Annotated in this window: 25 protein-coding genes and 2 pseudogenes; 1 reads left to right on the forward strand and 26 read right to left on the reverse strand. The window is 45.9% G+C overall.

Going from position 1 to position 26,350, the window contains the following annotated elements:
- Window positions 1-29: 29 nt before the first annotated feature.
- Both sucC and G7035_RS25195 read right to left on the reverse strand, forming a co-directional pair.
- Window positions 30-1,190 carry an ADP-forming succinate--CoA ligase subunit beta gene (sucC, locus tag G7035_RS25190; RefSeq protein WP_016820942.1) on the reverse strand — a complete coding sequence of 387 codons (1,161 nt, stop codon included), beginning with the start codon at window positions 1,188-1,190 and terminating at the stop codon, window positions 30-32.
- A 340-nt stretch (window positions 1,191-1,530) separates the two neighbouring features.
- Window positions 1,531-2,001 carry a MarR family winged helix-turn-helix transcriptional regulator gene (locus G7035_RS25195; protein ID WP_016820941.1) on the reverse strand — a complete coding sequence of 157 codons (471 nt, stop codon included), beginning with the start codon at window positions 1,999-2,001 and terminating at the stop codon, window positions 1,531-1,533.
- 147 nt (window positions 2,002-2,148) lie between these two features.
- On the opposite strand from G7035_RS25195, the gene G7035_RS25200 reads away from it, so the two are divergent.
- Window positions 2,149-2,577 (forward strand): organic hydroperoxide resistance protein, encoded by a 429-nt coding sequence (locus G7035_RS25200; protein WP_013309874.1) that lies wholly within the window; start codon window positions 2,149-2,151, stop codon window positions 2,575-2,577.
- A 277-nt stretch (window positions 2,578-2,854) separates the two neighbouring features.
- Here the strand turns inward: G7035_RS25200 and G7035_RS25205 are convergent, their stop codons facing one another.
- From G7035_RS25205 to fabG, 24 genes and pseudogenes are all read right to left on the reverse strand, one after another.
- Window positions 2,855-4,474, reverse strand: a complete 1,620-nt coding sequence (locus G7035_RS25205; protein ID WP_019686984.1) for a YifB family Mg chelatase-like AAA ATPase — start codon at window positions 4,472-4,474, stop codon at window positions 2,855-2,857.
- 220 nt (window positions 4,475-4,694) lie between these two features.
- A pseudogene (locus G7035_RS25210) lies at window positions 4,695-4,857 on the reverse strand (EscU/YscU/HrcU family type III secretion system export apparatus switch protein); the annotation flags it as partial.
- A 1,143-nt stretch (window positions 4,858-6,000) separates the two neighbouring features.
- Window positions 6,001-6,539 (reverse strand): annotated as a pseudogene (locus G7035_RS25215) (magnesium chelatase domain-containing protein); the annotation flags it as partial.
- Window positions 6,540-6,704: 165 nt separating this feature from the next.
- Window positions 6,705-7,256 carry a nitroreductase family protein gene (locus G7035_RS25220; RefSeq protein WP_017427918.1) on the reverse strand — a complete coding sequence of 184 codons (552 nt, stop codon included), beginning with the start codon at window positions 7,254-7,256 and terminating at the stop codon, window positions 6,705-6,707.
- A gap of 153 nt (window positions 7,257-7,409) precedes the next feature.
- On the reverse strand, window positions 7,410-7,793 hold the full coding sequence (locus G7035_RS25225) for a YraN family protein (RefSeq protein WP_017427917.1): 384 nt from the start codon (window positions 7,791-7,793) through the stop codon (window positions 7,410-7,412).
- The gene (locus G7035_RS25230; RefSeq protein ID WP_017427916.1) at window positions 7,793-8,092 is read right to left on the reverse strand and encodes an EscU/YscU/HrcU family type III secretion system export apparatus switch protein; all 300 of its coding nucleotides are present in this window, start codon (window positions 8,090-8,092) and stop codon (window positions 7,793-7,795) included. The genes G7035_RS25225 and G7035_RS25230 overlap by 1 nt, the downstream gene beginning before the upstream one ends.
- Window positions 8,089-10,212 carry a DNA ligase 1 gene (locus G7035_RS25235; protein WP_019686982.1) on the reverse strand — a complete coding sequence of 708 codons (2,124 nt, stop codon included), beginning with the start codon at window positions 10,210-10,212 and terminating at the stop codon, window positions 8,089-8,091. The genes G7035_RS25230 and G7035_RS25235 overlap by 4 nt, the downstream gene beginning before the upstream one ends.
- 90 nt (window positions 10,213-10,302) lie before the next feature.
- Complete coding sequence (locus G7035_RS25240; RefSeq protein WP_019686981.1) at window positions 10,303-10,989, reverse strand: ribonuclease HII; 687 nt, start codon at window positions 10,987-10,989, stop codon at window positions 10,303-10,305.
- 169 nt (window positions 10,990-11,158) lie between these two features.
- Window positions 11,159-12,019 carry a ribosome biogenesis GTPase YlqF gene (ylqF, locus tag G7035_RS25245; protein ID WP_026065473.1) on the reverse strand — a complete coding sequence of 287 codons (861 nt, stop codon included), beginning with the start codon at window positions 12,017-12,019 and terminating at the stop codon, window positions 11,159-11,161.
- A gap of 87 nt (window positions 12,020-12,106) precedes the next feature.
- Window positions 12,107-12,733 (reverse strand): signal peptidase I, encoded by a 627-nt coding sequence (gene lepB / locus G7035_RS25250; RefSeq protein ID WP_016819281.1) that lies wholly within the window; start codon window positions 12,731-12,733, stop codon window positions 12,107-12,109.
- Between the two features lie 101 nt (window positions 12,734-12,834).
- The gene (gene rplS, locus G7035_RS25255; RefSeq protein WP_007429998.1) at window positions 12,835-13,179 is read right to left on the reverse strand and encodes a 50S ribosomal protein L19; all 345 of its coding nucleotides are present in this window, start codon (window positions 13,177-13,179) and stop codon (window positions 12,835-12,837) included.
- A 227-nt stretch (window positions 13,180-13,406) separates the two neighbouring features.
- Window positions 13,407-14,222: a tRNA (guanosine(37)-N1)-methyltransferase TrmD gene (gene trmD / locus G7035_RS25260; RefSeq protein WP_019686980.1), complete on the reverse strand. Its 816-nt coding sequence runs from the start codon at window positions 14,220-14,222 to the stop codon at window positions 13,407-13,409.
- Window positions 14,222-14,737, reverse strand: coding sequence for a ribosome maturation factor RimM (gene rimM / locus G7035_RS25265; protein ID WP_019686979.1), 516 nt, complete (start codon window positions 14,735-14,737; stop codon window positions 14,222-14,224). Before rimM ends, trmD begins: the two co-directional genes overlap by 1 nt.
- A gap of 97 nt (window positions 14,738-14,834) precedes the next feature.
- Window positions 14,835-15,065 (reverse strand): KH domain-containing protein, encoded by a 231-nt coding sequence (locus G7035_RS25270; RefSeq protein ID WP_013370648.1) that lies wholly within the window; start codon window positions 15,063-15,065, stop codon window positions 14,835-14,837.
- A gap of 23 nt (window positions 15,066-15,088) precedes the next feature.
- On the reverse strand, window positions 15,089-15,361 hold the full coding sequence (gene rpsP, locus G7035_RS25275) for a 30S ribosomal protein S16 (protein ID WP_013370647.1): 273 nt from the start codon (window positions 15,359-15,361) through the stop codon (window positions 15,089-15,091).
- 69 nt (window positions 15,362-15,430) lie between these two features.
- Complete coding sequence (ffh, locus tag G7035_RS25280; RefSeq protein ID WP_016819278.1) at window positions 15,431-16,807, reverse strand: signal recognition particle protein; 1,377 nt, start codon at window positions 16,805-16,807, stop codon at window positions 15,431-15,433.
- A gap of 51 nt (window positions 16,808-16,858) precedes the next feature.
- Window positions 16,859-17,227 (reverse strand): YlxM family DNA-binding protein, encoded by a 369-nt coding sequence (gene ylxM / locus G7035_RS25285; RefSeq protein WP_017427911.1) that lies wholly within the window; start codon window positions 17,225-17,227, stop codon window positions 16,859-16,861.
- Window positions 17,228-17,393: 166 nt separating this feature from the next.
- On the reverse strand, window positions 17,394-18,044 hold the full coding sequence (gene trhA, locus G7035_RS25290) for a PAQR family membrane homeostasis protein TrhA (protein WP_017427910.1): 651 nt from the start codon (window positions 18,042-18,044) through the stop codon (window positions 17,394-17,396).
- Between the two features lie 153 nt (window positions 18,045-18,197).
- On the reverse strand, window positions 18,198-19,214 hold the full coding sequence (gene ftsY, locus G7035_RS25295; protein WP_016819275.1) for a signal recognition particle-docking protein FtsY: 1,017 nt from the start codon (window positions 19,212-19,214) through the stop codon (window positions 18,198-18,200).
- 38 nt (window positions 19,215-19,252) lie between these two features.
- Window positions 19,253-22,822, reverse strand: coding sequence for a chromosome segregation protein SMC (gene smc / locus G7035_RS25300; protein ID WP_019686978.1), 3,570 nt, complete (start codon window positions 22,820-22,822; stop codon window positions 19,253-19,255).
- A 256-nt stretch (window positions 22,823-23,078) separates the two neighbouring features.
- Window positions 23,079-23,777 carry a ribonuclease III gene (gene rnc, locus G7035_RS25305; protein WP_013309856.1) on the reverse strand — a complete coding sequence of 233 codons (699 nt, stop codon included), beginning with the start codon at window positions 23,775-23,777 and terminating at the stop codon, window positions 23,079-23,081.
- Between the two features lie 12 nt (window positions 23,778-23,789).
- The gene (gene fabF, locus G7035_RS25310; protein WP_016819273.1) at window positions 23,790-25,028 is read right to left on the reverse strand and encodes a beta-ketoacyl-ACP synthase II; all 1,239 of its coding nucleotides are present in this window, start codon (window positions 25,026-25,028) and stop codon (window positions 23,790-23,792) included.
- Between the two features lie 227 nt (window positions 25,029-25,255).
- On the reverse strand, window positions 25,256-25,489 hold the full coding sequence (locus G7035_RS25315) for an acyl carrier protein (protein WP_007429985.1): 234 nt from the start codon (window positions 25,487-25,489) through the stop codon (window positions 25,256-25,258).
- Between the two features lie 109 nt (window positions 25,490-25,598).
- Entirely contained in the window at window positions 25,599-26,348 is a 750-nt protein-coding gene (fabG, locus tag G7035_RS25320; RefSeq protein ID WP_016819272.1) for a 3-oxoacyl-[acyl-carrier-protein] reductase, read from the reverse strand.
- Between the last annotated feature and the right edge of the window lie 2 nt (window positions 26,349-26,350).

Here is a 26,350-nt window from a genome sequence, read left to right on the forward strand (position 1 = left end):
TTTATTCGGCATATCGGAATGCAAACAGGCTATTGAACAAGTTCAACGATTTTTTGGGCACCATCCGCCATGGAATCAGCTGCCACAATATTCAAACCGGATTCCGCTAAAATCTGTTTGCCGAGCTCAACATTCGTTCCTTCAAGACGGACAACAAGCGGTCGAGTCAGCCCCAACTGCTTGGCAGCCTCCACGACGCCGTTCGCAATGATGTCACACTGCATAATCCCGCCGAAAATGTTGACGAAAATACCTTCTACCTTCGGATCGGACAAAATGATTTTGAACGCTTCGGTTACCTTTTCCGTTGTTGCACCGCCTCCAACGTCCAGGAAATTGGCCGGATCGCCACCGTAATATTTGATAATATCCATCGTGGCCATCGCCAAACCTGCACCATTGACCATACAGCCAATATTGCCGTCCAGAGCGATATAGCTTAGATCATATTTAGATGCCTCAATTTCCTTCTCGTCCTCTTCATCCAAATCACGCAATTCCAGAATATCCTTATGACGGAACAATGCATTGGAATCAAAATTCAATTTGGCATCCAGCGCCATTACATTCCCATCACCCGTAACGACTAGGGGATTAATTTCTGCAATCGAACAGTCCTTGTCCACAAATGCTTCGTAAAGCGCCAGCATAAACTTGACCGCTTTATTTACCAGCTCATTGGGAATATTAATCTCATACGCCAGCTTACGAGCTTGATACACCTGAAGCCCAATTGCTGGATCAACAACTGCTTTAAAAATCTTCTCCGGAGTAGCCGCAGCCACCTCTTCGATTTCCGTACCGCCTTCTTCGGAGGCCATCAATACGATGCGTCCAGTCGCGCGATCCACGACAACGCCTACGTAATATTCTTTGCGAATATCACAGCCTTCCTCAATCAAAAGGCGTTTGACTTCTTTACCTTCAGGTCCGGTCTGATGTGTCACAAGCACCTTACCCAAAATTTCAGAAGCAAAAGTACGCACCTCATCCAAACCTTTGGCAACTTTTACTCCACCCGCTTTACCGCGTCCACCAGCATGAATTTGTGCTTTTACGACCGTAACAGCGCTTCCAAGCGTTTCTGCCGCAGCAACGGCTTCTTCCACCGTGTAGGCAACCTTGCCGTTCGGTACAGCCACTCCGTATTGCTTTAATACTTCTTTACCCTGATATTCATGGATATTCATTCTGGAATCCTCCTATCAACATGACTGCAACAAGGGCGGTTCACAAGGAAATCTATACTAAACCTACATCATTGTAACATGTTTTTAAAACGCTTTCCTTATAATTTAACCTCATGAATTACAGTATTTTGATATCATTATCATTCCCAAAATCGAATGTTTGGATATTATTGGATTTTATTTTTTAATACAAATTCACACAAAAAAAGCACCTCCGCAAAATGGGATTACCTAATCCGCAATGAGAGGTACTTTATTTCATTAGAATTCAAGGGCATTTTTCTTTCAGTTTAGAACAACTCATGTCGTAAGAATTCGCAAGAGCAACTGAAAGTACCTGTTATGATTTTTCAATTTGTACATTCGCTTGATGAACACGATCAAGCAGATCATTAAACTGAAGCAGAAGCGACCCAAATTGATCATGAGTCATACTTGTTTTTTCCTGTATACATCCTGGTACAGACAGGGCTTTATCCCGCAACGCTCTTCCCTCTGTCGTCAAAGAAATCAGCACCTTACGCTCATCTTGAGTGGAACGCTTTCGATCGATCAACCCGGCATTCTGTAACCTCTTTAATAGTGGTGTTAGTGTGCCAGAATCCAAATATAACGCCTCACCCAATTCCTTCACTGTACACTCTTCACGCTCCCAAAGCACGATGAGCACCAAATATTGCGAGTACGTTACACCAAGCTTTTCCAGATAAGGCTGGTACAGCTTTGTAATCTCTCTGGAGCATGCATATATGGCAAAGCATAACTGATTATCAAGTTTCAACGCTGCATCTTTATTAAAATTGTTTTCCATGCTGTCTAGTCACCTGCTTTCGTCATTATTTTAGCACATTATATAACAAAATACATTCTAATTGCCTAAAATACTTTACAAACAATAATTATTTTGATAAATTAAATTGTGTAAAATATAAATTGAGCGAGAGGCAGTGATTGGATTATGATGACCATTCAACAAAAAATGTATGAAACAACAGTAAAAGCAGTTGGTGGGCGTAACGGTTATATCGAGTCTTCTTCCCCTGAACTTCGTTTAGATATTGATACTCCAAAAGAAATGGGTGGCGCTGGTGGCGCAGGTACAAATCCAGAGCAGCTGTTCGCCGCAGGCTATTCTGCTTGCTTTGACAGTGCTTTAAATATGGTGGCTCGCATGCAGCGTGTTAAACATGAAGGTACCGAAGTCACAGCTACGGTCCATTTTGGCAAAGTCGAAGACGGCGGCTTCGGAATCGGAGTAAACCTCGACGTTCTGGTCAAAGGCGTAGATCATGAAACTGCGGTAAAACTGGTGGAAGGCGCACATGAACAATGCCCATACTCCCGCGCTACCCGCGGTAATATTGAAGTGAAACTGAACGTTTTGTAACTTAGAGTTAGAATGAAATTCACAACAAGCCCTCAACCGTATTGGTCAAGGGGCTTGTTGTTTTTCCATCAAGTAACATGGGAGATGATGCATAATCGTATATACGAAATTGATATACTCATAGTATAATCACTATTGTCATAATCTTTTTTTCTTCTCCAGGTCTTTTTGCCTGGAGCTTTTTTTGTCCTTTTTTCCGTTTTCTCTCGTACACATATCCTTTGGAAAACTTTTCCGTAAAAATGATCGTACTGTATCTGCTAATTTTATCGCCTTTTTACATTTCGGATAAATTGGCGCTTGCTTTATCCATATGGCGGTATTGAATAGCTTCAGCCACATGTGAAGTCGTAATTTTCTCTGACTCATGTAAGTCTGCAATGGTGCGGGACAGCTTGAGAATTCGATCATACGCACGCATGCTTAAACCAAGTGCATCCATCGTCTGATTAAGCAGCTCCGCTGCATTTTGATCTAATACTGCATATTTACGCAGCATCTGACCGGACAGCTCACTATTCCATGAAAAAGGAAGCTTACTGTATCTGCGGATTTGTATTGCTCGAGCAACCAACACCTGCTTTCTCATGTCAGCAGACGACAGGGATTCTTTTTCCTCCCGCCAGTCCTTTGGTTGTGATACCTCAAGCTGAAGATCAATTCGATCCAGCAATGGACCGGAAATACGTGAACGGTATCGAGCTACTGCTGTAGGTGAACAGGTACAGCGCTGATGTTCCGTGTTATTGCCGAAAAAGCCACAGTGACACGGATTCAAAGAAGCTGCAAGTAAAAAATGCGCCGGATACTTAAATACAGCACGTGAACGACTGATTGTCACATGGTGGTCTTCCAGGGGCTGCCGCAGCACTTCTAGCACATGGCGGCTAAACTCTGGCAACTCATCTAGAAATAAAATCCCTCGGTGTGCAAGACTGATTTCTCCTGGTTTGGGTATGCCTCCTCCGCCCACCAATCCAGCAGCAGAGATTGTATGATGAGGCGCACGGAAGGGACGAACATGCATGAGATGAGGCGAGGACTCCTTCCATTTTCCTGCTGCGCTGTATACCTTGGTCACTTCTAGCGACTCCTTTTCAGTCAAAGGCGGTAGGATAGAGGGCAACCTGCGGATGAGCATCGTTTTTCCAGCACCCGGTGGTCCCATAAGAAGAATATTGTGCATTCCTGCTGCAGCGATAACTAATGCACGTTTGGCGTGTAGCTGACCCAGCACATCGCTGTAATCCTCCATATTACTGGCTAGTTCTTCTTGCTCGCACAACGGTATATGCTCTGCTTGAGGTAAATGGTCATAGGAATGGATTATAACTTGCTTACTGGCAGTACAATTTTGATCGGTCACTTGGCCGTCTGGGATGCCTTGTGCATGATCATTAACTGGGATAAGATCCGCCAGATGGTGTATAGCGTAAATACGTATATCCGTAATTAGACGTGCCTCGCTTGCGTTTTCCTGAGGAAGCAGCACGGAATCGAATCCCTCTCGCTTGGCCAGATCAACCATGGACAACACCCCATTTACAGAACGAATGCTGCCATCCAGCGCCAGTTCGCCAATAAACAGCGTTCGTTCCCCCACTGGCAAAACAATCTGTTCACTGGTTGTCAGCAAGCCTAAAGCGATGGCAAGATCAAAAGATGAGCCTTCCTTACGCAAATCAGCAGGAGCTAAGTTAATCGTGATACGCTGGGATGGATATTTGAATCCGCAGTTTTTGATTGCTGCTCTCACACGCTCTACTGCCTCTCGAATGGCTGAATCCGGCAATCCGATTATCGCAGTTTGAGGCAAGCCATTGGACAAATCAGTCTCAACTTCGATCAGAACGCCATCTATCCCATATAGACACGCTCCATGTAATTTTCCATACATATCAAAAAAGCACCTCTCCTCATATTGAAATGTCCCTCTCGGGAATCATTGCCTATATGAAAAAAGGTGCTTCCAAATTTTCATTCATTGCAAATATAATGTTTTAAATTTAGCTCTCAATCCTAATTTCAAACCCTCAACTAAGCTTATCTGACGACAGATTATTTGTCAATCAAGGTTAGCTTATCGGCTGCTGGAGTACGTGGTCTTGATTCCGGGGTTCGTCCAAATCAAGTTTGGACAGCACTTCAACCAGCGCAGCATCCTCCTGAACAGGAACCATGTTCTTTGGCTTTTTCTAAAATGCTATCCGCAATGCGACCGCTCCCCTTGGCAACGACAATCGGCGCTTCGCTCTCACCGGGCGTATATTTAAGGGCGACCTGCGGATGAGCATCGTTTTTCTAGCACCCGGCCGTCCCATAAGAAGGATATTATGATACATTTTCACGCATTGAAAAACCAAGTAATATCAAGGGTTTGACGATACTAAGCGGTTTTCCTTTCGGTGGGAGATCGCTTTTTTCTTTTAGGCTCTATTAAACACATTTGTGATTTTCTTATAATTTCATAAATACTATTAATTTAAAATTTATCAGGAATGATGTATTGTCGAGTTTACTTTCCACGATGATGTAACTCTAAAAAGAAGACAAGTAAGCCGTCTCCCTTTCGGTCGGCGCGAAGAGGAGAAGCCGAAGGCTTGACGAGCGTTTCCTATTGCCGTACGCGAGAGTGCGATTTCCATTCTTTATTGATTTTCTTTACCCTAACTAAAGGATGGATCATCATGGATAACTGCGTTCTCCGATAGATAAGTCTGATGAGAAATTGAAGGAACAAAAAAACCTGAGAGGTCAGGACTTTTTGCTCTGTGCGCTGCCGCGAATTCGACATTTTATTTCCACGTAGTGGCGGGAGTTTTCAGTTTTCACCCGTGAGAAGTGCGTTCAGCAGGTCTAACGATTAGAAAACCACGACTGAAAGTCGTATATTGAGGGGACTACCCCAGCCAGTATTCCCACGTACAATTACTATACCGTCGTCATGCGGAACGACGTTATGGATCGTCATGGTAGCAGCTCCTTGAAACGGCTTAACTTGACCGCCAAAAATACCAATTTCCGTGATCGAGACAAGTACCCTACTTGAGGAATTAACAAACCCAGCCAGGTTCAAGCGACTTTGGAACAAATTCGGACCTACATTGTTGATACTAAAAATGAATGCGGTACCTGCTTTAGTTCTTAGGCGACGCGTAGGTTTCAGAATTTTTCTAGAAGAATTTACTTTTCCCATTCGAATCAACTTCCCTTCTTTTGTAATAATATAGAATATGCTAGTTTTTATAGAATCGAAACAGACAAACAGATTGGAAAAGATGACCATCTTTATCAGTAGGCAATAAAAAAAAACCGCGATGTCAGGGCTATGCTCGTAAACTTGATTGAAGTGAGCGAACGAAAAACGACGGAGAGCTGCTCAAGCGGATTGCCACGCTACAAATGAAGATCAAGGAACTCCATCACGTGGCCGTCCGGAGTGCCTTGTGCATGATCATTAACCGGAATAAGATGCACTAGATGGCGTATGACGTATAGCGTAAATACGTATATCCGTAATTAGACGTGCCTCGCTTGCGTTTTCTTGAGGAAGCAGCACGGAATCGAATCCCTCTCACTTGGCCAGATCAACCATGGACAACACCCCATCACAGGACGCATGCTGCCATCCAGCGCCAGCTCGCCAATAAACAGCGTTCGTTCCCCCACCGGTAAAACACCTGCTCACTGGTTGTCAGCAAGCCTAAAGCGATGGCAAGATCAAAAGATGAACCTTCCTTACGCAAATCAGCAGGAGCTAAGTTAATCGTGACACGCTGGGATGGATATTTGAATCCGCAGTTTTTGATTGCTGCTCTCACACGCTCTACTGCCTCTCGAATCGCTGAATCCGGCAATCCGATAATCGCGGTTTGAGGCAAGCCATTGGACAAATCAGTCTCAACTTCGATCAGAACGCCATCTATCCCATATAGACACGCTCCATGTAATTTTCCATACATATCAAAAAGCACCTCTTCCTCATATTGAAATGTTCCTCTCGGGAATCATTGCCTATATGAAAAAAGGTGCTTCCAAATTTTCATTCATTGCAAAAAAATATAATGTTCTAAATTTAGCTCTCAACCCTAATTTCAGATCCTCAACTAAGCTTATCTGACGACAGATTATTTGTCAATCAAGGTTAACTTATCGGCTACTGGAGTACGGGATCTTGATTCCGGGATAACATCAGGATAGCCTGCATATATCATTCCAATTACCTTCTCACCTGGTTGAATTCCCAAGCATTTACGGAATTTAGGCGAATACAAAAATGGTTTTGTTACCCAAAACGTTCCGATTCCTTTGCTCCATGCAGCAAGCATAAAGTTCTGTACAAGCGCGCTGACCGCTGCAAAATCTTCATCCCAAACTGCTTGACGCGGGTCTTCTTCCATCACTACTAAAAGCTGAATCGGGTTGTGTAAAATCCCACTTTCAAACTTGTTATCCTTACCGATATCGGCGGCAATTGCCTCTGCAAGCTTTCTCCGTCCCTCACCAGCAAACAACAGAAAGCGCCACGGTTCACGCATTTTATGATTAGGAGCCCATACCGCGACGTCCAGTAGTTCTTTAATCGTATCTACCGGGATAGAGTCAGATTTGAATCGTTTAATCGTCCGGCGTTCCTGAATTACATCTATGACATGTTCACTAAAGGTATGCTTTGTCACGTAAATCCTCCTTCACAGGTACAACGACTAGATATTCATTATAGAATGAAAATGATAACTATTCTCAATAAAATATACCTGCAGCTTTCCTTTCTGTCAACCTGTACATATGAATTCAGTCCTGCGCTCCAACCTTCGTAAGTTCTTACTCTTTTAAAATGCATCTATAAAATGGTCCGTAACCACAGCCGTTTCATCAGATAATCGTACAGAAATCATATCAAAACGAATTGGAGCATCTCCAATTCCGTTCATATGCAAGTATACTGCGGCTGTTTGACGAACCTGGGTGATTTTACGCGGAGTAACTGATTCTGCTGGTGTTCCATATTTGGAGCTACTTCGGCTACGTACTTCAATAAACACGAGTATATGCTCCTGCCTGGCAATCAGATCTATTTCCCCGCTGCGGCATCGCCAATTGCGGTCTAGGATACGATAACCCAGGGTTTCTAAAAACAAAGCTGCAGCCTCTTCTCCCATTGCTCCTTTGGCTTTCCGTTGATCCTTACCTCTCGTCTTCATGTCATACCCCATCACCAGTCATCTCTTGGAGCAAGCCGATCCATTTGATAAATATAGGTTAGCACCTCTGCTACCAACTGATAGAGTTCAGCTGGGATTTGCTCGTCCAAATCAAGTTTGGACAGTACTTCAACCAGCGCAGCATCCTCCTGAACAGGCACACCATGCTCTTTGGCTTTTTCTAAAATACTGTCCGCAATGCGGCCGCTTCCCTTGGCAACAACAATCGGCGCTTCGCTCTCACCGGGCGTATATTTTAGGGCGACCGCCTTCTTCATGGAAGGAGAGGGAGGGTCCAAGGGCTCTTTCATATTTTAAGATCGACTCCTTTATATGGCTGAGGTACATAGCTTTGTACCTCTGAAGAGACGGAACTGCTCTGTTCAGTCCTTATGGGCATTGGCTCGGTTCGCAGTGTTAGAAGTTGGTAGCCTAGCGACTCCAGCGCGGTGCGAATGGACTCACGTCCACTGGTTAACAGCGAAGCCGCCCATTCCTGATCATTATGAAGCTTGAGGCTTACTATCCGATCTACAACCTGTACATCCACTAACGTCGGACCAAGCCCTTTCATGTCCAAATCAAACCAAAGTCGACAGTTGGAGGCATCCAGTTCTCCGCGTTTGCCGCGGCGGGACTGAATCTGGATTGTAGCTGTTTCACGACCGTCCGGCCCAATAAACGGTATAAACATATGCACTTGTGCAAAAGGTGCCGTTCGGTCTGTATTGAGCAGCAGCTGCTGGCCTGTCAGGTGCTGTACAACCTGCTGTGCCGCCTCTTTCAAAGCAGGCGGCAGGTCGTCACTGCTCATTAGCTGGAGTAGTGCCCCTTTTACGGTGTCTGCGGCCGCTGACACGGAGTCGTCTGCCGTAGCCGCTAATCCCGGCAGCGTCTGCGGCACTCCCTCGGGCGGCTCTGTACGTGCCGCCGTCCCTTGCGCGAGCTGTGCAGTCGAGCGGTGTACCTGCTGCTCGTGCTCAGCACCGAGTAGCTTCAGCACGCGGCCTACCCACGGATCCTCCATAGGGCTGATCTTCGTGCTCGTCGCCGTAGGCTGTGAAGCGGCAGCATCTGCCGTACGCGAAGCGCCAGCCGCTGGCTGCGCTACCTCTCCCTTGGACTGATCTGGCGCAGCCGTGCTCAGTTCGGGTGGCACTGCTGCACGCAGCTCTTGCAGAAGGAGACGCAGCCGCTGGATCGGAGCCTCTAGCGTAGCAGCGTTGCCCTCCGCGGAGGGCGGCGCAGAGCCAGCTGCTGACTGTGCAGAAGGACGGTCTGCCATGACTACGTTTAAGGCAGACTTCGCCCCCGCAGGCTCTGCCGTGGCCGGAGATGGAGCACCATCGGCATCCTTAAACTGCATACCTGCCGCAGTAGCTTGCTGTGGTTGCTCCACTTTAGTACGGGAGCCGTTTAATGCGTCAGCAGCATCCGATTCAGGCGCATTTGCACCAGCGTCCAATACCACTGTCGCTCCTCGTCCGTTAACTGCTTCCGGCTCTTTTGAGGCAGTCCCGTTGGCTGCATATGCAGTAGATCCCGCCGGAGTATCCGAATCGGTAGCCAAAACACTCGCTTCGCTCACTGTAGCAGCAAGATTGGCTGCCTGAGTCCCTTTTAACAATTCCTTGCCACCTGTGGCTTGTTGTCCCGTTTCTGCCTGTTTTGCAGCGGCAGAGCCAGAGGGCTCCTTGGACAATGTAAGAGTTTGGCCTTCCTGTCCATCTGCAATCATCACAGAAGAAGTGCCTGTTGGACTAGCTGATGTTCGGTCAGCGCTTTTTATTGTTGCTTCCCCAACTGAACGGTCAGTGGGCGTTCCCTGCCCTTGCTGCTTTAACACCGCTTCAAGTTCTTGCTCCAACGATGACAACAGATCATTTAAAGGAGGCCCAAACATCGTTTGGCGCAATCCATTTATGCTTTCGGCTGTTAATGGGAGTCCCCGCTGAAAGGCAACTGCCGCTGCCTGTACAAATGTGCCCAATTGCACATTTCCGCTTTGCTTCGACAAGGCTTCTTGTAAAGAAGCCGCATTTTCAGATGTCAACGGCACACCATTCTTTTGCATTGCCTGTATAAGCTCTCTGTTCTGAGCTGTATCCGGCAGTCCCACCGATTCCAATACATCTGTCAGCGCTACGGTTTGCTGTGGCATATTGGCAGCATCATTCAGAGGCTTAAGCACAGTCATTCCACTGGAAGAAGCCGGCTGTACCTGAAACGTTGCAGTCTGTCCAGGTTGAAGAGGGGTCTCCAGCTTTGCCCTAACCTGAGAACCCTGTATTTGCAACACTGCCTCGTCGCCGTCCTCAGACACCTTTAATACGACTCCTCTTACGACCTGGCCTGGCTGCATATCAAGTTTTTTCGCCTCTCCCGCCTTCACATCTCCAAGTAATCCACGGAATACAGATCCGATGTTCATATCGCCCCTCCCCTCGCTCTTCCCCTATCAAAAGGGCCTGTAATATTAGATATATTTTATATCGGTATTGTCCTGATTCATAATAAGTACCTACAGATCAAACAACGTCGGTTGCTCGGTTAACAAATTGCCCAGAAAGCTGCGTCTATGCATTTCTGTAGGCCCTAGCGCCAAAATTTGTTCTCTATGCAACTTGGTAGCATAACCTTTATGTATACCAATCCCATATTCCGGATATTTCGCATCCCATTCACCTTTGCATAGCCGATCACGGGTCACCTTGGCAATGATAGAAGCTGCTGCAATAGACTGACTGTTCGCATCCCCCTTAATGATGGATAGCTGAGGAATAGGCACATCTACCTTTTCTGCATCCACAAGTAAATAATCGGGAGACACATGCAAAGCCTCAATAGCCTTTTTCATAGCTAAACGAGCCGCTTGTTTAATATTGATATCATCAATCATCCGCGCGTCTACATGACCAATTCCTACTGCGATTGCCTTCTCCATAATCAGTTCGTAGTAGGCTTCTCTTTTCTTGTCCGTCAATTTTTTGGAATCGTCTACACCCTCCAATAACTCACCTACTGGCAGAATAACTGCTGCCGCCACAACATCTCCAAACAGACATCCACGCCCCACCTCGTCAATACCTGCAATCCGCTCACAAGATTGCTCCCAGCATTTTTTTTCATAGTGTAGCATGTCCTTTACTGCATTCTCTTTAGCTTCCACATTCAATACCTGCCCATCTTTACGTAGTTTAAGCTTCACTCATGCCGTAGCTCTAGCGATTGAATTCAGCTTACCACAGACCTCTACCGTTCAAAACCCTTTTCTATCTACCTTTACATACCAAAAAACCTTCCTCCTCTCCGGAGAGATGAGGAAGGTTCTTCCTTGCCACAAAATGCAATCTTCTGTATCGGGTGTACTAGGATTATCAGTATGGTGCTTCTAAACTGAATCGTCCCAGCTTGCCTGCACGCAGCTCACGCAAAATAATTTTTGACGCCTTTTCGAGATCTACACGCCCGCCACTCACAATACAGCCACGTTTACGTCCGATAGCCTCCATAACGCTCACAACATCATCTGGATTTTCTGTATCCTCAGGACGTTCGGTAAGCTCAAAACGCTCTGCCATGGTATCCCAATAATATTGGACAAAATATTTTGTCGCGAAAAAGGCAATGTCCTCTACATTTAGAATTTCTTCCTTGATCGCGCCTGTAACTGCCAGACGATAGCCGACGTTCTGATCCTCAAATTTAGGCCACAAAATACCTGGTGTATCCAGCAACTCAATTTCTCCGGTTTTGATCCACTGTTGTGCCTTCGTTACTCCTGGGCGATCGCCTGTAGCTGCAATATTACGTCCTGCCATTCGGTTGATCAATGTCGATTTGCCGACATTTGGAATTCCGACAATCAAAGCACGTATAGGACGCGGATTCATTCCCTTCGAAATCTGCCGGTCTATTTTTTCCTTAAGCAACAGCTTCGCCTGAACCGGAATTTCTTTGAGTCCCGTCCCTGTCGAGGCATCCACAGGAAAGGCTACATGCCCCTGCTCCTTAAAGTAGGCAATCCATTGCTGTGATACTACAGGGTCCGCCAAATCTGCCTTGTTCAAAATAATCATTCGCGGCTTGCCTTGCAAAATATCATCAATCATCGGATTTCGGCTGGAAAGCGGCAACCGAGCATCAATCAGCTCAATAACCAAATCAATCAGCTTTAATTTTGCTTCAATTTGGCGGCGCGCTCTGGTCATGTGACCAGGAAACCATTGAATCGTCACCGTCATCACCCCATTGAGCGTAACCCCTACATTTACCCTTAGGCTCCTAGTTAGGGTTACGGCAGCTATGCTGCTTATTAGTTATTTCTAGTGGTTAATCCACTGCATATCTTTCACCGGCCAAAAAATGACATCAGCCCGGCCAACGACTTCCTTCAAATCAATGTATCCAATCATCCGGCTATCTGTACTATTGGAACGGTTATCGCCCATAACAAAAATATGCCCTTCTGGCACTTTTCCATCCTTAAATTTCTCATTTGGAAAATTGGTAAACTTGTTGTAAAGCTCGCCATTTTGATGTGCTTCTTCCAAAGAAGTCTTGAGATAAGGTTCTTGAATCGGCTTACCATTTACTGTAATCGTGTCACCTTCTACTTTGACCGTATCACCCGCAACGGCGATGACGCGCTTGATGAAGTCTCTCTTTTCTTCCGGGACATGGAACACAATTACTTCACCCGGTTTAGGAGCACGAAAATCATACAAAATCTCATTTACAATGACGCGTTCTCCGGTATGAAAGTTAGGCTGCATCGACGGGCCATCCACAATAAAAGGCTTAAAGAGAAGCCAGCGGATTAAAAAGACAAGCACTAACGCAATAATGATGGCCTTGAGCCACTCAAAAATCTCATTTTTTGGTTTACGCTTGGGCGTACCATCCTGATCAGTTGGCTGCTGTACAGCTCCTTGTCCTACTTCTTGTTCCATAGCTCACTGTCCTCTCTTTACGGTCAATAATCCACAGTTCCCTATGTACGTAGAAAAAACGAAAGGAGCTTGTAACCAAGCCCCTTTCGTTATTCGTTGTATTAACGACGAATTTCTTTAATTCTCGCTGCTTTACCGCGCAGTTCACGAAGATAATAAAGCTTCGCACGACGCACTTTACCACGGCGAGCCACTTCGATTTTATCGATTTTTGGGGAATGAAGCGGGAAAGTTCTTTCCACACCTACACCGTAAGAAATTTTACGAACTGTAAAAGTCTCACTGATTCCACCACCACGGCGTTTAATTACTACACCTTCAAACAACTGGATACGCTCACGAGTTCCCTCGATAACTTTCACGTGCACTTTCAAAGTGTCACCAGGACGAAAGTTAGGCAAATCTTTACGCAGTTGTTCTTCAGTAATCGCTTGGACGATATTCATCTATGACTCCCTCCTTCCGTACAGGTGTTCATGTTTCTTCTGGAAACTCTTCCGTTTCCTTCATCATCCACAGAGGACCACCGTATTACACACAACAGATGTATTGTATCATGGAGGTTACCGCATTGCAACAACAAAAAGGGATTTGACCAAACATTATTTAATTGACTTCATTATAAAACAGGTCACCGCCTGCTTTCAAATCCACTCATGTTAATAGTGCTTTATCACTTGCCCCCCGAACGGTCCGATTGGTGCTGCTCCTCAATCCACGCGCGCTCCTTGCTTGTCAGTTCAGCCTGTTCCAGCAAGTCCGGTCGACGTTCCATCGTCCGACGTAACGCCTCTTGTCGTCTCCAAGAGTCAATATTGACATGATGCCCTGATAAGAGTACATCTGGCACTTTCCAGCCCCGAAACTCAGCAGGCCGAGTATAATGGGGGTATTCCAACAGCCCTGTACTAAACGAATCTGTTACAGCACTCGTTTCATTACCTAGCACTCCTGGTAACAACCGTGTCACACTATCGATGACGACCATGGCTGGCAACTCGCCACCAGTCAATACATAATCTCCGATCGAAAGCTCATCCGTCACCAAATGCTCTCGAATACGCTCATCATAACCCTCATAATGTCCACATATAAAAATAAGATGCTCCTCTTTGGCCAGCTCTTCCGCTTTTTTTTGCGTAAAAGTCTCTCCTTGTGGACACATCAAAATAATACGCGGAGTTTTTATGTCTGCGTTACGTTCGGCATCTTCATGTAGAATACCTTCAACGGCAGTTTCAAATGCTGGTTGCTCTGATTTATCCAACAGCGCCTCCACGGCAGCAAAAATAGGGTCAGGCTTCAAAACCATGCCGCCCCCACCACCATAGGGCGTATCATCCACTTGCCCATGCTTGTTACCAGCATACTGGCGAAAATTAACCGCTTGCAGTGATACAATCCCCTTATCCCTTGCTTTTCCCAGAATGCTTGCATTAAAAACTCCATCAAACATCTCTGGAAACAGGGTCAGTACATCCATCCGCATTACAGCAGACCTTCCATTAACCGTACTGTAACCCGTTTTTCACGCACGTTTACATCCAAAATAACATCCTCTATATACGGCAATAGCAGTTCCTTACCTTTAGGCATTTGGACTACCCATACATCATTGGCTCCCGGTGTCAAAATTTCTTTTATCACACCGAGCTCAGCTCCGTCTTCCGTTACTACTTCCATACCAACTACTTCATGAAAATAGAACTCGTTTTCTTCCAATTCCCCTAGCCGCTCAGCAGAGACCTTTAACAAAGTACCTTTATATTTTTCAACATCATTGATGTTGTGATATTCCTTAAATTTCACGATAACCATATTTTTTTGAAAACGCGCTGTTTCTACAGTTACGGGAATCGGTGCTTTGTCATCTGCTGGAAAGATCATTAGCTCGCTGCCTTTGGCAAAACGATCCTCAAGAAAATCAGTTGTCGTTAATATTTTTAGCTCACCGCGAATTCCATGTGTATTCACAATTTTCCCGACATTAAACATTTGCTGCATCGTGTTCCTCCTGCATGTGATCGGTTCCGCTCCATATCATCTTCATCATGTACGAAAAAGGGTTAGGACATACATCCTAACCCACTTTCGTATATCTTTAAGATATGATGTCTACGGTAACCCGTTTATCCATCTTAACGGCTGCTGATGCAACCACAGTGCGAAGCGCCTTGGCGATACGTCCCTGCTTGCCAATGATCTTGCCCACATCCTCAGGATGTACACTAAGCTCATACACTACAAGTCGATCCTTCTCCAAGGTCTTCACGGTCACATCATCCGGATGATCGACTAAAGCCTTAGCAATGATTATCACTAATTCTTCCATGGTTGACCCTCCGTATCAGCACCTTATTTCTGTGTTTTAAGCTCATGAAACTTTTTCAACACGCCCGCTTTGCTAAGCAAGTTGCGAACAGTGTCGGATGCTTGTGCACCATCTTGCAACCATTTCAGCGCTTTATCTTCATCAATTTTTACAACCGCTGGTACTGTAATAGGGTTGTAGTAACCGATTTCTTCGATAAAACGACCGTCACGCGGGGAACGAGAATCAGATACCACGACGCGATAGAAAGGAGCTTTATGTGCACCCATACGTTTCAGACGAATACGAACTGCCACGAAAATTCACCTCCTTCAAAAAGTAGACTGTATATTGCTATCCCATAAATCCAAAGGCCTATCGACCTTTTAACGGAAAGGAAACTTCATACCTTTGCCCATACTCTTCAGCTGCTTCAGAGCCTTGTTTTTGCCACCCTTAGGTCCCATCATATCTGAGAACTGCTTCATCATACGGCGCATTTCGTCAAATTGCTTAATGAGACGATTTACCTCAGCCAGCGATGTTCCACTGCCTACAGCAATCCGCTTGCGACGGCTATGATTAATCATGTCCGGGTTTTGCTTTTCCTGTGTAGTCATCGAATGAACGATAGCCTCAATCCGGCCCATCTGTTTGTCATCCACTTTGATGTCTTTCATTTGCTTCATGTTGCCCATACCAGGAATCATATCGAGAATCTGGTCGATCGGGCCAAGCTTCTTAACCTGATCCATTTGCTCCAGAAAATCCTCGAAAGTAAACTCGGCATTGCGCATTTTCCGTTCCATTTCCTTCGCCTTATCAGCGTCGATGTTGGACTGCGCTTTTTCAATCAGGGACAACATGTCACCCATGCCTAAAATCCGTGAAGCCATTCGCTCAGGGTGAAACGGCTCCATCGCATCCAGCTTTTCACCCAATGTAGCAAACTTGATCGGGCATCCCGTCACAGCTTTAACCGACAAGGCCGCGCCACCACGAGTGTCGCCATCCAGCTTTGTCAGTACAACTCCCGTTAACTCAAGGCTATTGTTAAAGTGCTCCGCAACGTTAACTGCGTCCTGTCCTGTCATGCTATCTACAACCAGCAGAACTTCATCCGGTTTGACATTAGTATGGATCTGGCGCAACTCTTCCATGAGTTCTTCATCAACATGAAGACGACCGGCAGTATCTATAATAACGTAGTCATTACCATTATCCTTAGCATGCTGCATACCCTGTCTTGCGATTTCCACCGGGCTTGTCTGGTCTCCCAATGTAAATACAGGTGCATTAATCTGCTCACCGAGAATCTGAAGCTGCTTGATCGCGGCAGGTCTATAAATATCACCAGCTACAAGCAATGGACGATGGTTTTGCTTTTGCAGCAACTTCGCCAGCTTACCTGACGTCGTCGTCTTACCTGCGCCCTGGAGACCCACCATCATGATGACTGTAGGCGGTTTGTTTGCTTTGGCAAGCTTGGCCTGACTTCCACCCATCAACTCGGTCAATTCCTTGTTTACGATGTCGATAATGACCATACCTGGCGTAAAGCTGTCCATCACTTCCTTACCAACGGATTTCTCCTTTACCTTGGCAATAAAGTCCTTTACAACCTTGAAGTTAACGTCCGCTTCAAGCAAAGCCAATCGCACTTCACGCATTGCCTGAGCCACATCATCCTCAGACACCTTTCCTTTGCCGCGCAATTTACTGAATACATTTTGCAAGCGAGTCGATAATCCTTCAAATGCCATACTTTCGCACCTCCTTGTCTACCAGGGTTGTTAGTTCTTCATTTATATATCCTACAATTCCTGCAGGCGATTTACAATTTGTTGGACATGTTGCAATGTCCCCTCATCAGGCTTACCAACTTTACTGAATGCATCATATAGCGTCACATTCAGCTCCTCTAAATCTTGGAGTCTACGTTCATGCTTACTTAGCAATCCAAGCTTTTCCTCATACATTTCTAATACCTGTTCAGCACGTTTAATATGTTCATAGACTGCCTGACGGCTAATTTGGAATTCCGATGCAATTTCCCCTAAAGAAAAATCATCATGGAAGTAATATTTTAAAAACATCTGTTGCTTCTCTGTAAGTAGAGGTTCATAGAAGTCAAACAGTCGGTTAATCCGGTTTGTCTTTTCCAGCCGATTCTCCTGACTCATCGTGTATACCTCCATCGTCAAGGAAAAACACTTTACAGTTCTTTTCAACGTTCCTTATCATACATAAAAGAAAAGAAGATGTCAAGCGTTATCCCTTGTCATATAAAAAAAAGCCGATCCGCTACCCTTAAACGGGAAAACAGATCGACTTTTTTGTCCCTCTCACTCACACTCTTACCGGAGTAAGATACAGCAGAATAGCCAGAAAATGAAGTATGCTGCCTGCTAAAACAAACAGATGCCAGATCGCATGGTGATATGGAAATGCTCGCCACACATAAAAAATCGTGCCCAGCGTATACATAAGACCACCTACGAACAGTAGCGTCATCCCTCCGGCGGGAACAATGGCCATCAGGGGATTCCAGGCAATGGTAATAAGCCAGCCCATTATAATGTAAAACACAGTAGACATAAACAGGAAGCGTTTGGTGAAGAACGCCTTGAACAGTACACCAAACAAAGCGATCCCCCAAATCACTCCAAACAGCGTCCATCCCAGAGTACCTCGCAATGCAACGAGCATAAAAGGGGTGTAGCTACCTGCAATGAACAGGTAAATACAAGAATGATCGAATATTTCGAACAAATCCTTCAATTTTCCTTCACGCAGGCTATGAAGCAACGTGGAATTGGTATACAGCAACAGCATTGTAAATCCGTAAATTGTAAAGCTTACGACATGCCAAGCAGTTCCTTTCATGCTAGCAAAAACAATGAGCAGCACAAGCGCCGCCACACTTAAAACGGCTCCAATACCATGTGTAATCGCGTTAGCTACTTCTTCCCGTCGGGAATAAGTATAGGTGTTTGCCATCGTTTTTTCACCCGGCTTCCTGAGTAATATTTTTTTACAAGAATTTATCCGGCATCGCCAAACCTTTTGCTTTCATTATACAGTTGGGCGGGCTTATGCAGCAACAGGAGCACTGCTTAGTCCCAGACTTATAAGCAAGCCTAATCAAACGGATTAGTTCTGCTCTTCCTCGCCAGTAGCAGTTGCTTCGACAGCCTCTTCTTGGATCAAACCGGCGAACAAGGCATGAACGAATTGTTCTGAATCAAACGGTTGTAGATCATTCACTTTTTCACCTAAGCCTACCAGCTTAACAGGCAAATTCAATTCCTGACGGATGGCCACAACAATCCCACCCTTTGCTGTACCATCCAATTTTGTCAGTACCAGACCGGTTACGCCGCTCTTCTCACCAAATAGCTTGGCTTGGTTAAGTGCATTTTGTCCAGTCGTCGCATCAAGTACCAACAAAACTTCATGAGGTGCGTCTGGAATTTCACGCTGGATAACGCGGAATATTTTGTTCAATTCCTCCATCAGATTGCTTTTATTCTGAAGACGTCCTGCTGTATCGCACAACAAAACATCTACTTGACGCTGCTTGGCAGCCTGTACGGCATCAAACATAACCGCAGCTGGATCAGAACCAGATTGTTGTTTGATAACCTCTACTCCTGCCCGCTGACCCCAAACCTCCAACTGTTCAATCGCGCCCGCTCGGAACGTATCTCCAGCGGCTAACAATACTTTTTTGCCCTCTTGTTTAAAACGGTGAGCCAACTTGCCAATGGTCGTTGTTTTGCCGACTCCATTAACGCCTACGAATAGAATGACTGTAATCCCGTCTGGATTCATTTTGAGCTGACTATTGTCATTGCCCCGCAGCAACTCAGACAGCTTTTCCGACAGTACAGGCTGTAACTCGGATGCATCCTCGATTTTGCGTTTTTTCACTTCTCCCCGCAAGTCTTCAATGAGGTTCATAACCGTATTGACGCCTACGTCCGCTCCGATCAGAATTTCTTCCAGTTCCTCATAAAATTCCTCATCAATTTTTTTACGGCGAATCATAAGGTCCGTTACTTTTTCAACAAAACCTTTACGTGTCTTTTCCAAGCCATCTTTGAACTGCTTTGTGACCGATTCCGTTTTGCTTGCGATGCTTTCCTTCAATTTTCTAAAGAAACTCATGGATTCCCTCCGTTGATCTGAAAGTATGTTATTTGATGTCAGGCAATCTCAGCTTCATCGTTGTCCAGCTTGACAGATACGAGTTTAGAAACCCCGCCTTCTTCCATTGTCACCCCGTACAGCACATCGGATTCTTCCATGGTGCCCTTACGGTGTGTAACTACGATAAACTGTGTCTGCTCTGAGAATTCCCGTAAATACTGAGCAAAACGCACCACATTTGCTTCGTCTAATGCTGCCTCTACTTCATCAAGTACACAGAATGGAACAGGTTTAACGTGTAAAATGGCAAATAATAAAGCCATTGCTGTTAGAGCCCGTTCACCGCCTGACAACAACTGCAGGTTTTGAAGTTTTTTGCCTGGAGGCTGAGCTACAATGTCAATACCCGTCTCCAGCAATCGTTCTGGATCAAGCAACACAAGGTCTGCACGTCCGCCTCCGAACAGCTTGGAAAAAACCGTTCCAAATTCGCGACGAATCGCATCGAACGTGGTCTTGAAGCGTTTGGACATTTCATCATCCATTTCACGAATAACCTGGTAGAGCGTTGTCTTGGCCTCTACCAAATCAGACTTTTGCTCATCCAGAAACGTATAACGCTCGTGTACACGCTGGTATTCCTCAATAGCACCCAGATTAACCTCACCCAGCGCAGAGATCCCGCGTTTGAGCCTTTCCACCTCACTCTGCGTACCTTCAATATCTTCCGGTATAGGGTAACGCTGCTTGGCCAGCTCATAGCTGAGTTCATAATCATCACTTAATTTTTTCAAAACATTTTCCAGTTCCACGTCAAGTCGGTTTACTCCAATTTCTGTTTGGCGAAGCAGTTCCTCCACCGACTTAAGCTGAATTCGCTGTTCTTTTGTATCATTCTCAGCAGCTTCCAGTTTTTGGGATAAGCTGCTACGTGCAGCCCGTTTGAACTCCAATTGCTCTGCAGCTTCTTCCTTTTTCAAACGGTATTGATTGAGATTTTCAATCTGTTTTACGGTCTCCTGCTCATTGGTGAGCAAATCGGCTTCAATGGAAGCAAGCAAGGTCTTGTTTTGTCTTGAATCCTTACCAAGGGTATCATAATCCCCACGCAATCTACGAATCTGCTCTTCCAATGAAAAACGCTCTTGGTCCAGCTTGCCTTCTCTTACCTTGAGATTCGTAAGCTCTCCCTGCAGCTGCTCTTTGGCTGATTCATTCGCTTTACGCGCAAATTCGGCAGCGTGAATGGCCTGATGCGTTTTCTTCTCTTCTTCCTCCAGCGCAGCCAACTTTACCAGTGCTTCTGCACGGGAAGCTTCCAGCTCCTTGATTTCCTGGTCAAAGCCCTTTTTCTCCTGACCAGACGCTGCTACCTGCTCCAGTACATGACGAAGTTCATGCTCGAGTTGTTTGAGCTCCATTGCCATCTGCTGCTCTTCGGTCCGCTTCACATCGCCACCCTGGCGCAGTTCGTCCAGACGGGTCTGTGTCTCCTCCAACTGCCGTTTGGTATCTATTGCACTCTGACGCAATCTTGCAATTTGCTGTTCCGTATCTAGAATGTCTTGATCTAACTGATCCAGCTGACGTTTACGGCCTAGCAGATTAGCATTTTTCTTGAACTGGCTCCCCCCAGTCATGGAACCACCTGCATTGACAACATCGCCCTCCAGCGTGACAACACGATATCTATATTGGCAACGGGCCGCAATGCGATTGGCATCTTCCAACGTACGAGCAATGACCACATTTCCCAAGAGACTGCCTACGATTCCGGCATATCGATCATCGTACTGAATAAGATCTGCACCGATCCCGACAAAGCCTTCTGCGCTTTCCACAATCTGGCGTTCCCCCGCACCGATCTGACGCGGACGAATAACATCCATAGGCAAGAATGTCGCTCTTCCCAATTGACGTTGCTTCAGAAAACTGATCGCCTGTCTGGATACCGATTCATTTTCCATCACAATATGCTGAACTGAAGCACCCAAAGCAGTTTCCATTGCCTGCTCTAAATGCTCAGGTACTCGAATCAGCTCCGCTACCGCTCCATGCACACCGTGCAAAGTTCCCTTGCGTGAAGCCTTTAACACCTCTTTAACTCCGAGCATGAAGCCGTCAAAGTCATCCTGCATTTCTTTCATTGTATCTCGTCGTGAAATTTTGGCCTCTCGTTTTTGTTCCCATTTACGAACTGTGCCCTGGTTTTCTTCCAGTAGTTTTTGCAAGGCCTGATATTGTTCACTTCCCTGAATATAGCCACTGCGCAAACTGCTAATTTCCTGTCCCAGCTTCTGAATCGCTGCTTCCAATCCTTTTTTTCGCTGTTCAAGCTCAGTTTTCTGGGCTTCCCATTTGCCGGATTCATCACTCACGCGATTCACTCGGCGTTCCAACGATTCCCTCTGTTGGTCGGTATAACGAATTTCGTTACGCGCCTGCGCCATCTGATTCATCAGCTCCAGCAGACCACCCTTAAGGCTCTCCTCTTGCTCCTGGCTGATTCCACCTGTGACGCCAATCAGTTTGGCTTCTTCGTCAGACAGTCGCGCACGCAACTCGTCCAACTCTACATTCAGCGCTGACAGCTTTTCATTTAGTTGATCCAGTTCGCTTTTGCGTTCGGAATGCCGTGATTCGCTTGTGCTGAGGGATAAGATCAATTGTTCCCGATTGGCCTCCAAATTGCGTGTGCGCTCTTTGAGCAATTCACCGTAGCCTTCACTTTTTTCCGTAGCTTCACTGTATTGCAGCAGATCCTTTTGCAGACGTTCTACTTGCTCTTCCAGTTGCCGTAATTCATTGCGGTCGTTTTCCAGCATTGCATCGTGGCGGGACACCACTGTAGACAATTGAAGTTGTTCCTGCTTCAACAAAGCTAGTTTGGAAGTTGCTTCGCTCCATGAAGAGTGAATTTGTTCGATTTGATGGACATACATCGAAATCTCTTTTGATTTTAATTCACTGCGCAGCTCTTTATAATGAATCGCCTTTTCAGACTGTTCCTTAAGAGGTCCAATCTGATCCTCCAGTTCACTGACCAAATCGTGAATACGCAGCAAATTTTGCTCTGTTTCATCCAGCTTGCGAACCGCATCTTTTTTACGTGATTTATATTTTACAATACCCGAGGCTTCCTCAAAAATCCCCCGTCGATCCTCAGATCGGGTACTCAGAATTTCTTCAATACGTCCTTGCCCAATAATCGAATAAGCTTCTTTACCAATCCCTGTATCCATAAACAGCTCTGTAATATCTCGAAGTCTGCATGATTGACGATTAATGAAATATTCACTATCCCCACTCCGATGCACACGTCGCGTTACCGTCACTTCACCAAAATCCAGAGGCAACGCCTGATCTTCATTATCCAGCGTAAGCGATACTTCACCGTAATTAACAGCCTTACGAGCGTCACTACCTGCAAAGATAATGTCCTCCATCTTGCCGCCACGCAGTGATTTGGCACTCTGTTCGCCCAGCACCCAACGAATTCCGTCGGAAATATTACTTTTCCCGCTCCCATTGGGTCCGACGACTGCCGTAATGCCGCGGACAAATTCCATTTCCGTTTTATCTGCAAACGATTTGAAGCCCGCCAGCTCAATGCGCTTTAAAAACATCCTCAATCTCACCTCTAACATTCAAATATGCTTGTACAACACCATTGACCTGATTGATATGAATTATCCCTATTGTAGCATAAGACTAATGTGGAAAAAGCACAGTATCGACGCTCACGTTATAGCAGTAAAGCCACGAAAAAAGAGCAAAACGCAGTCCATTCGCCATTACGGGCCGGGACTCCCCGCGGACTGCCCTTTGCTCTTACTTTGTGTCCTCTGCTTGCGTCCCCCGTTCGGGTCGCTCAGGTACCGATTACGATTCCGCCAGCTTCAAACGGTTTAAAGCAACTGCCGCCGCTTGCTGCTCAGCTTCTTTTTTAGAGCGTCCTGTACCTGCTCCCAACCGTTCACTGTCCATATATACCTCGGCTACAAACTCGCGCTCATGGGCAGGTCCGCGTTCCTCGACAATTTTGTATTCAAGCATCCCCATGTTATGATGCTGTGTCAGTTCCTGAAGCTCTGTTTTGAAATCACTCATCTGAAGCTTACCATTTAATACAATTTGAGGAAAAATATAACGTTCTAGAAACGACCGGACGGCTTCCAGACCCTGATCCAAATAAAGCGCGCCTACGAACGCCTCGAACACATCAGCCAACAGAGCAGGACGAGTACGTCCGCCTGTCAGCTCTTCACCTTTTCCAAGCAGTACATACTGCCCGAACTCAAGCCCGACAGCAAACTTCACCAAAGAAGGCTCACAGACAATAGCTGCACGCAACTTGGTTAGTTCGCCTTCGGGCCGGTTAGGGTACTGATTGTACAATTGCTCGGACACCGTCAGCTCCAGTACAGCGTCACCCAGAAATTCCAGACGCTCATTATCTGCATGCTGACTGAACCGATGTTCGTTTACGTAGGAAGCGTGCGTAAAGGCCTGCTTCAGAAGCTGCCGATTGTTGAATTGAATATGAAGTTTCTGCTGTAATTGCTTCAAGTCTCCACTCAACGAACTGACCCCTTACGCTTCATATTTTTTTAGAATAACCGTAGCATTGTGACCGCCAAAACCAAAGGAATTGGACATAACCACATTCAGTTCCGCTTTTCTTGGCTCATTAGGCACATAATCAAGATCACAAGCCGGGTCTTGATTATCCAAATTAATTGTTGGCGGAATCGTCTGATGTTGAAGCGCAAGACCACAGATTACAGCTTCAACACCTCCCGCTGCACCCAGTAGATGCCCTGTCATCGACTTGGTTGAGCTGATCGCTACCTTATAGGCATGCTCTCCAAGCGTTTTCTTGACTGCTTCTGTTTCCGACTTGTCACCAACCGGTGTAGATGTACCGTGCGCATTGATATAATCGATATCTTCAGGATTCAACCCAGCATCACGGATCGCCATTCTAATGCAGCGTGCTGCTCCCTCTGGATCCGGCTCTGTCATATGATGGGCATCACCAGAAAGACCGTAGCCAATCACTTCGCCGTAAATATGTGCACCACGCTTCAAGGCATGATCCAACGATTCCAGAATCAGAACACCAGAGCCTTCGCCCATAACAAACCCGTCTCTTTCGGTGTCAAATGGACGACTTGCCTTTTCCGGCTCATCGTTACGTGTGGACATCGCTCTCATGGAGCAAAATCCAGCAATACCAATCGGGCGAATCGTCGCTTCGGCACCGCCGCAAATCATAGCGTCAGCGTCACCACGCTGAATCATGCGGAAGGAATCACCAATGGCATGACTACCTGTGGCACAAGCCGTAACTGGCGATGTATTGGGGCCCTTAGCACCGAGTGAAATCGAAACTTGACCGGAACCCATATTAGCAATCATCATCGGGATGAAGAAAGGGCTTACGCGTTTAGGTCCCTTTTCGATCAATGCATTATGCTGATCTTCCCAAGTACCCAATCCGCCAATACCAGAACCGACAGATACACCAACTCGCTCGGCATCCACATTTTCTCCGATTACGAGCTTACTGTCCTCAAGTGCCAATTTACTAGCAGCAACCGCGAACTGCACAAATCGGTCCATTTTGCGCGCATCCTTACGATCGATATAATCCTCTGGATTAAAATCTTTAATGGAAGCGGCTATTTTCGTAGTGTACTCACTTGTATCGAAAGCTTCGATTTTACTGATACCAGATTTACCAGCCATCAGATTATCCCATAGTGTGTTCAAATCCTGTCCCAGCGAAGTGATTACACCCATTCCTGTTATGACAACACGTTGTTTCAAAGATAATCACCTCTATGTCTACTGCAAATTGTATTTTTAGATCGCACACGCTTGTGTACAAAAATAATATAGAATCAACTAAAGTTAGTAATGCCGCATTATACTCAGCCGTTGACGAAGTGAAGCTAAGCAAATTCAAAAACACACGACAATTCCGTCTTTAGTTCAATCTGTATAATTAGGAGAAAGTCCCGCCTGTAACAGAACGGGACTTTTGATGACATGAATTAGGTATGAGATTGTATGTACTTCACAACTTCACCTACAGTTGTAATTTTCTCTGCATCTTCATCAGAGATTTCCATATCAAACTCATCTTCCAATTCCATAACCAATTCAACTACATCGAGAGAATCAGCGCCTAAATCATCTTTAAAAGATGCTTCAAGTGTAACTTCGGCTTCGTCGGCTCCCAAACGGTCAACGACAATGCGTTTTACGCGCTCCAATACATCGGACATCCGGCTCACCTCCTCCTTATGGTATTATACGAAAATTACAATTAAAATGCCATAGAAGAGAGTTTTCATTAACTACTCTCCATCGGGGCATGCGGATTGGCAACATGAACTACATATACATGCCGCCATCCACATGCAAAGTCTGGCCCGTCATATATGAGGAAGCATCCGAGGCCAAGAATAGCACCACATCTGCAATTTCCTCAGGCCGTCCAAGACGGGCCAGCGGAATACCGCTAAGCATATTGTCACGCAAATCATCAGCCAGCACCTGCGTCATTTCAGTATCAATGAATCCAGGAGCCACGCAGTTGACTGTAATTCCTCTTGAGGCAAGCTCTCTAGCAGAGGATTTAGTAAGACCAATCACTCCCGCTTTAGCAGCAACATAGTTGGCTTGTCCTGCGTTACCAAGCACACCAACAACGGAAGAGATATTGATAATTCGGCCGGAACGCTGCTTCATCATTGGACGTGTCGCCGCTTTGAGACAATTAAACACACCCTTGAGATTCGTTTCGATCACCTGATCGAATTCCTCTTCTTTCATCCGCATGATTAAATTATCTCTTGTTATGCCAGCATTATTCACCAGGATATCAATCTTGTCCCAAGCGCCGACCACATCCTTGATCAACTGATCAGCTTCTTCAGCACGTCCCACATTAGCCTGAACTGTAATAGCTTCCACACCTTTGGCACGAATCAGCTCTGCTACCTCAGTCGCAGCCGCTTCACTACCAGCATAGTTTACTGCAACATTAGCGCCTGCTTCAGCCAGCGCCAGTGCGATGCTACGGCCAATTCCGCGCGATGCTCCCGTAACCAGCGCTGTTTTTCCACTTAATGGCTTAGACATCA

The sequence above is a fragment of the Paenibacillus polymyxa genome (assembly GCF_015710975.1).
GTDB classification, from domain to species: Bacteria; Bacillota; Bacilli; order Paenibacillales; family Paenibacillaceae; genus Paenibacillus; species Paenibacillus polymyxa.

Coding starts and splice junctions, on each gene's coding strand:
- ftsY (WP_016819275.1), bottom strand. CDS start 19,214: ATGAGTTTCTTTAGAAAATTGAAGGAAAGCATCGCAAGCAAAACGGAA.
- rimM (WP_019686979.1), bottom strand. CDS start 14,737: ATGCAGCAAATGTTTAATGTCGGGAAAATTGTGAATACACATGGAATT.
- ylxM (WP_017427911.1), bottom strand. CDS start 17,227: ATGAGTCAGGAGAATCGGCTGGAAAAGACAAACCGGATTAACCGACTG.
- fabG (WP_016819272.1), bottom strand. CDS start 26,348: ATGTCTAAGCCATTAAGTGGAAAAACAGCGCTGGTTACGGGAGCATCG.
- G7035_RS25200 (WP_013309874.1), top strand. CDS start 2,149: ATGATGACCATTCAACAAAAAATGTATGAAACAACAGTAAAAGCAGTT.
- G7035_RS25315 (WP_007429985.1), bottom strand. CDS start 25,489: ATGTCCGATGTATTGGAGCGCGTAAAACGCATTGTCGTTGACCGTTTG.
- G7035_RS25230 (WP_017427916.1), bottom strand. CDS start 8,092: ATGAAAGAGCCCTTGGACCCTCCCTCTCCTTCCATGAAGAAGGCGGTC.
- G7035_RS25205 (WP_019686984.1), bottom strand. CDS start 4,474: ATGTATGGAAAATTACATGGAGCGTGTCTATATGGGATAGATGGCGTT.
- G7035_RS25270 (WP_013370648.1), bottom strand. CDS start 15,065: ATGGAAGAATTAGTGATAATCATTGCTAAGGCTTTAGTCGATCATCCG.
- G7035_RS25225 (WP_017427917.1), bottom strand. CDS start 7,793: ATGGGGTATGACATGAAGACGAGAGGTAAGGATCAACGGAAAGCCAAA.
- trmD (WP_019686980.1), bottom strand. CDS start 14,222: ATGCGGATGGATGTACTGACCCTGTTTCCAGAGATGTTTGATGGAGTT.
- G7035_RS25235 (WP_019686982.1), bottom strand. CDS start 10,212: ATGAACATCGGATCTGTATTCCGTGGATTACTTGGAGATGTGAAGGCG.
- sucC (WP_016820942.1), bottom strand. CDS start 1,190: ATGAATATCCATGAATATCAGGGTAAAGAAGTATTAAAGCAATACGGA.
- rplS (WP_007429998.1), bottom strand. CDS start 13,179: ATGAATATCGTCCAAGCGATTACTGAAGAACAACTGCGTAAAGATTTG.
- lepB (WP_016819281.1), bottom strand. CDS start 12,733: ATGGAACAAGAAGTAGGACAAGGAGCTGTACAGCAGCCAACTGATCAG.
- trhA (WP_017427910.1), bottom strand. CDS start 18,044: ATGGCAAACACCTATACTTATTCCCGACGGGAAGAAGTAGCTAACGCG.
- ffh (WP_016819278.1), bottom strand. CDS start 16,807: ATGGCATTTGAAGGATTATCGACTCGCTTGCAAAATGTATTCAGTAAA.
- G7035_RS25195 (WP_016820941.1), bottom strand. CDS start 2,001: ATGGAAAACAATTTTAATAAAGATGCAGCGTTGAAACTTGATAATCAG.
- smc (WP_019686978.1), bottom strand. CDS start 22,822: ATGTTTTTAAAGCGCATTGAGCTGGCGGGCTTCAAATCGTTTGCAGAT.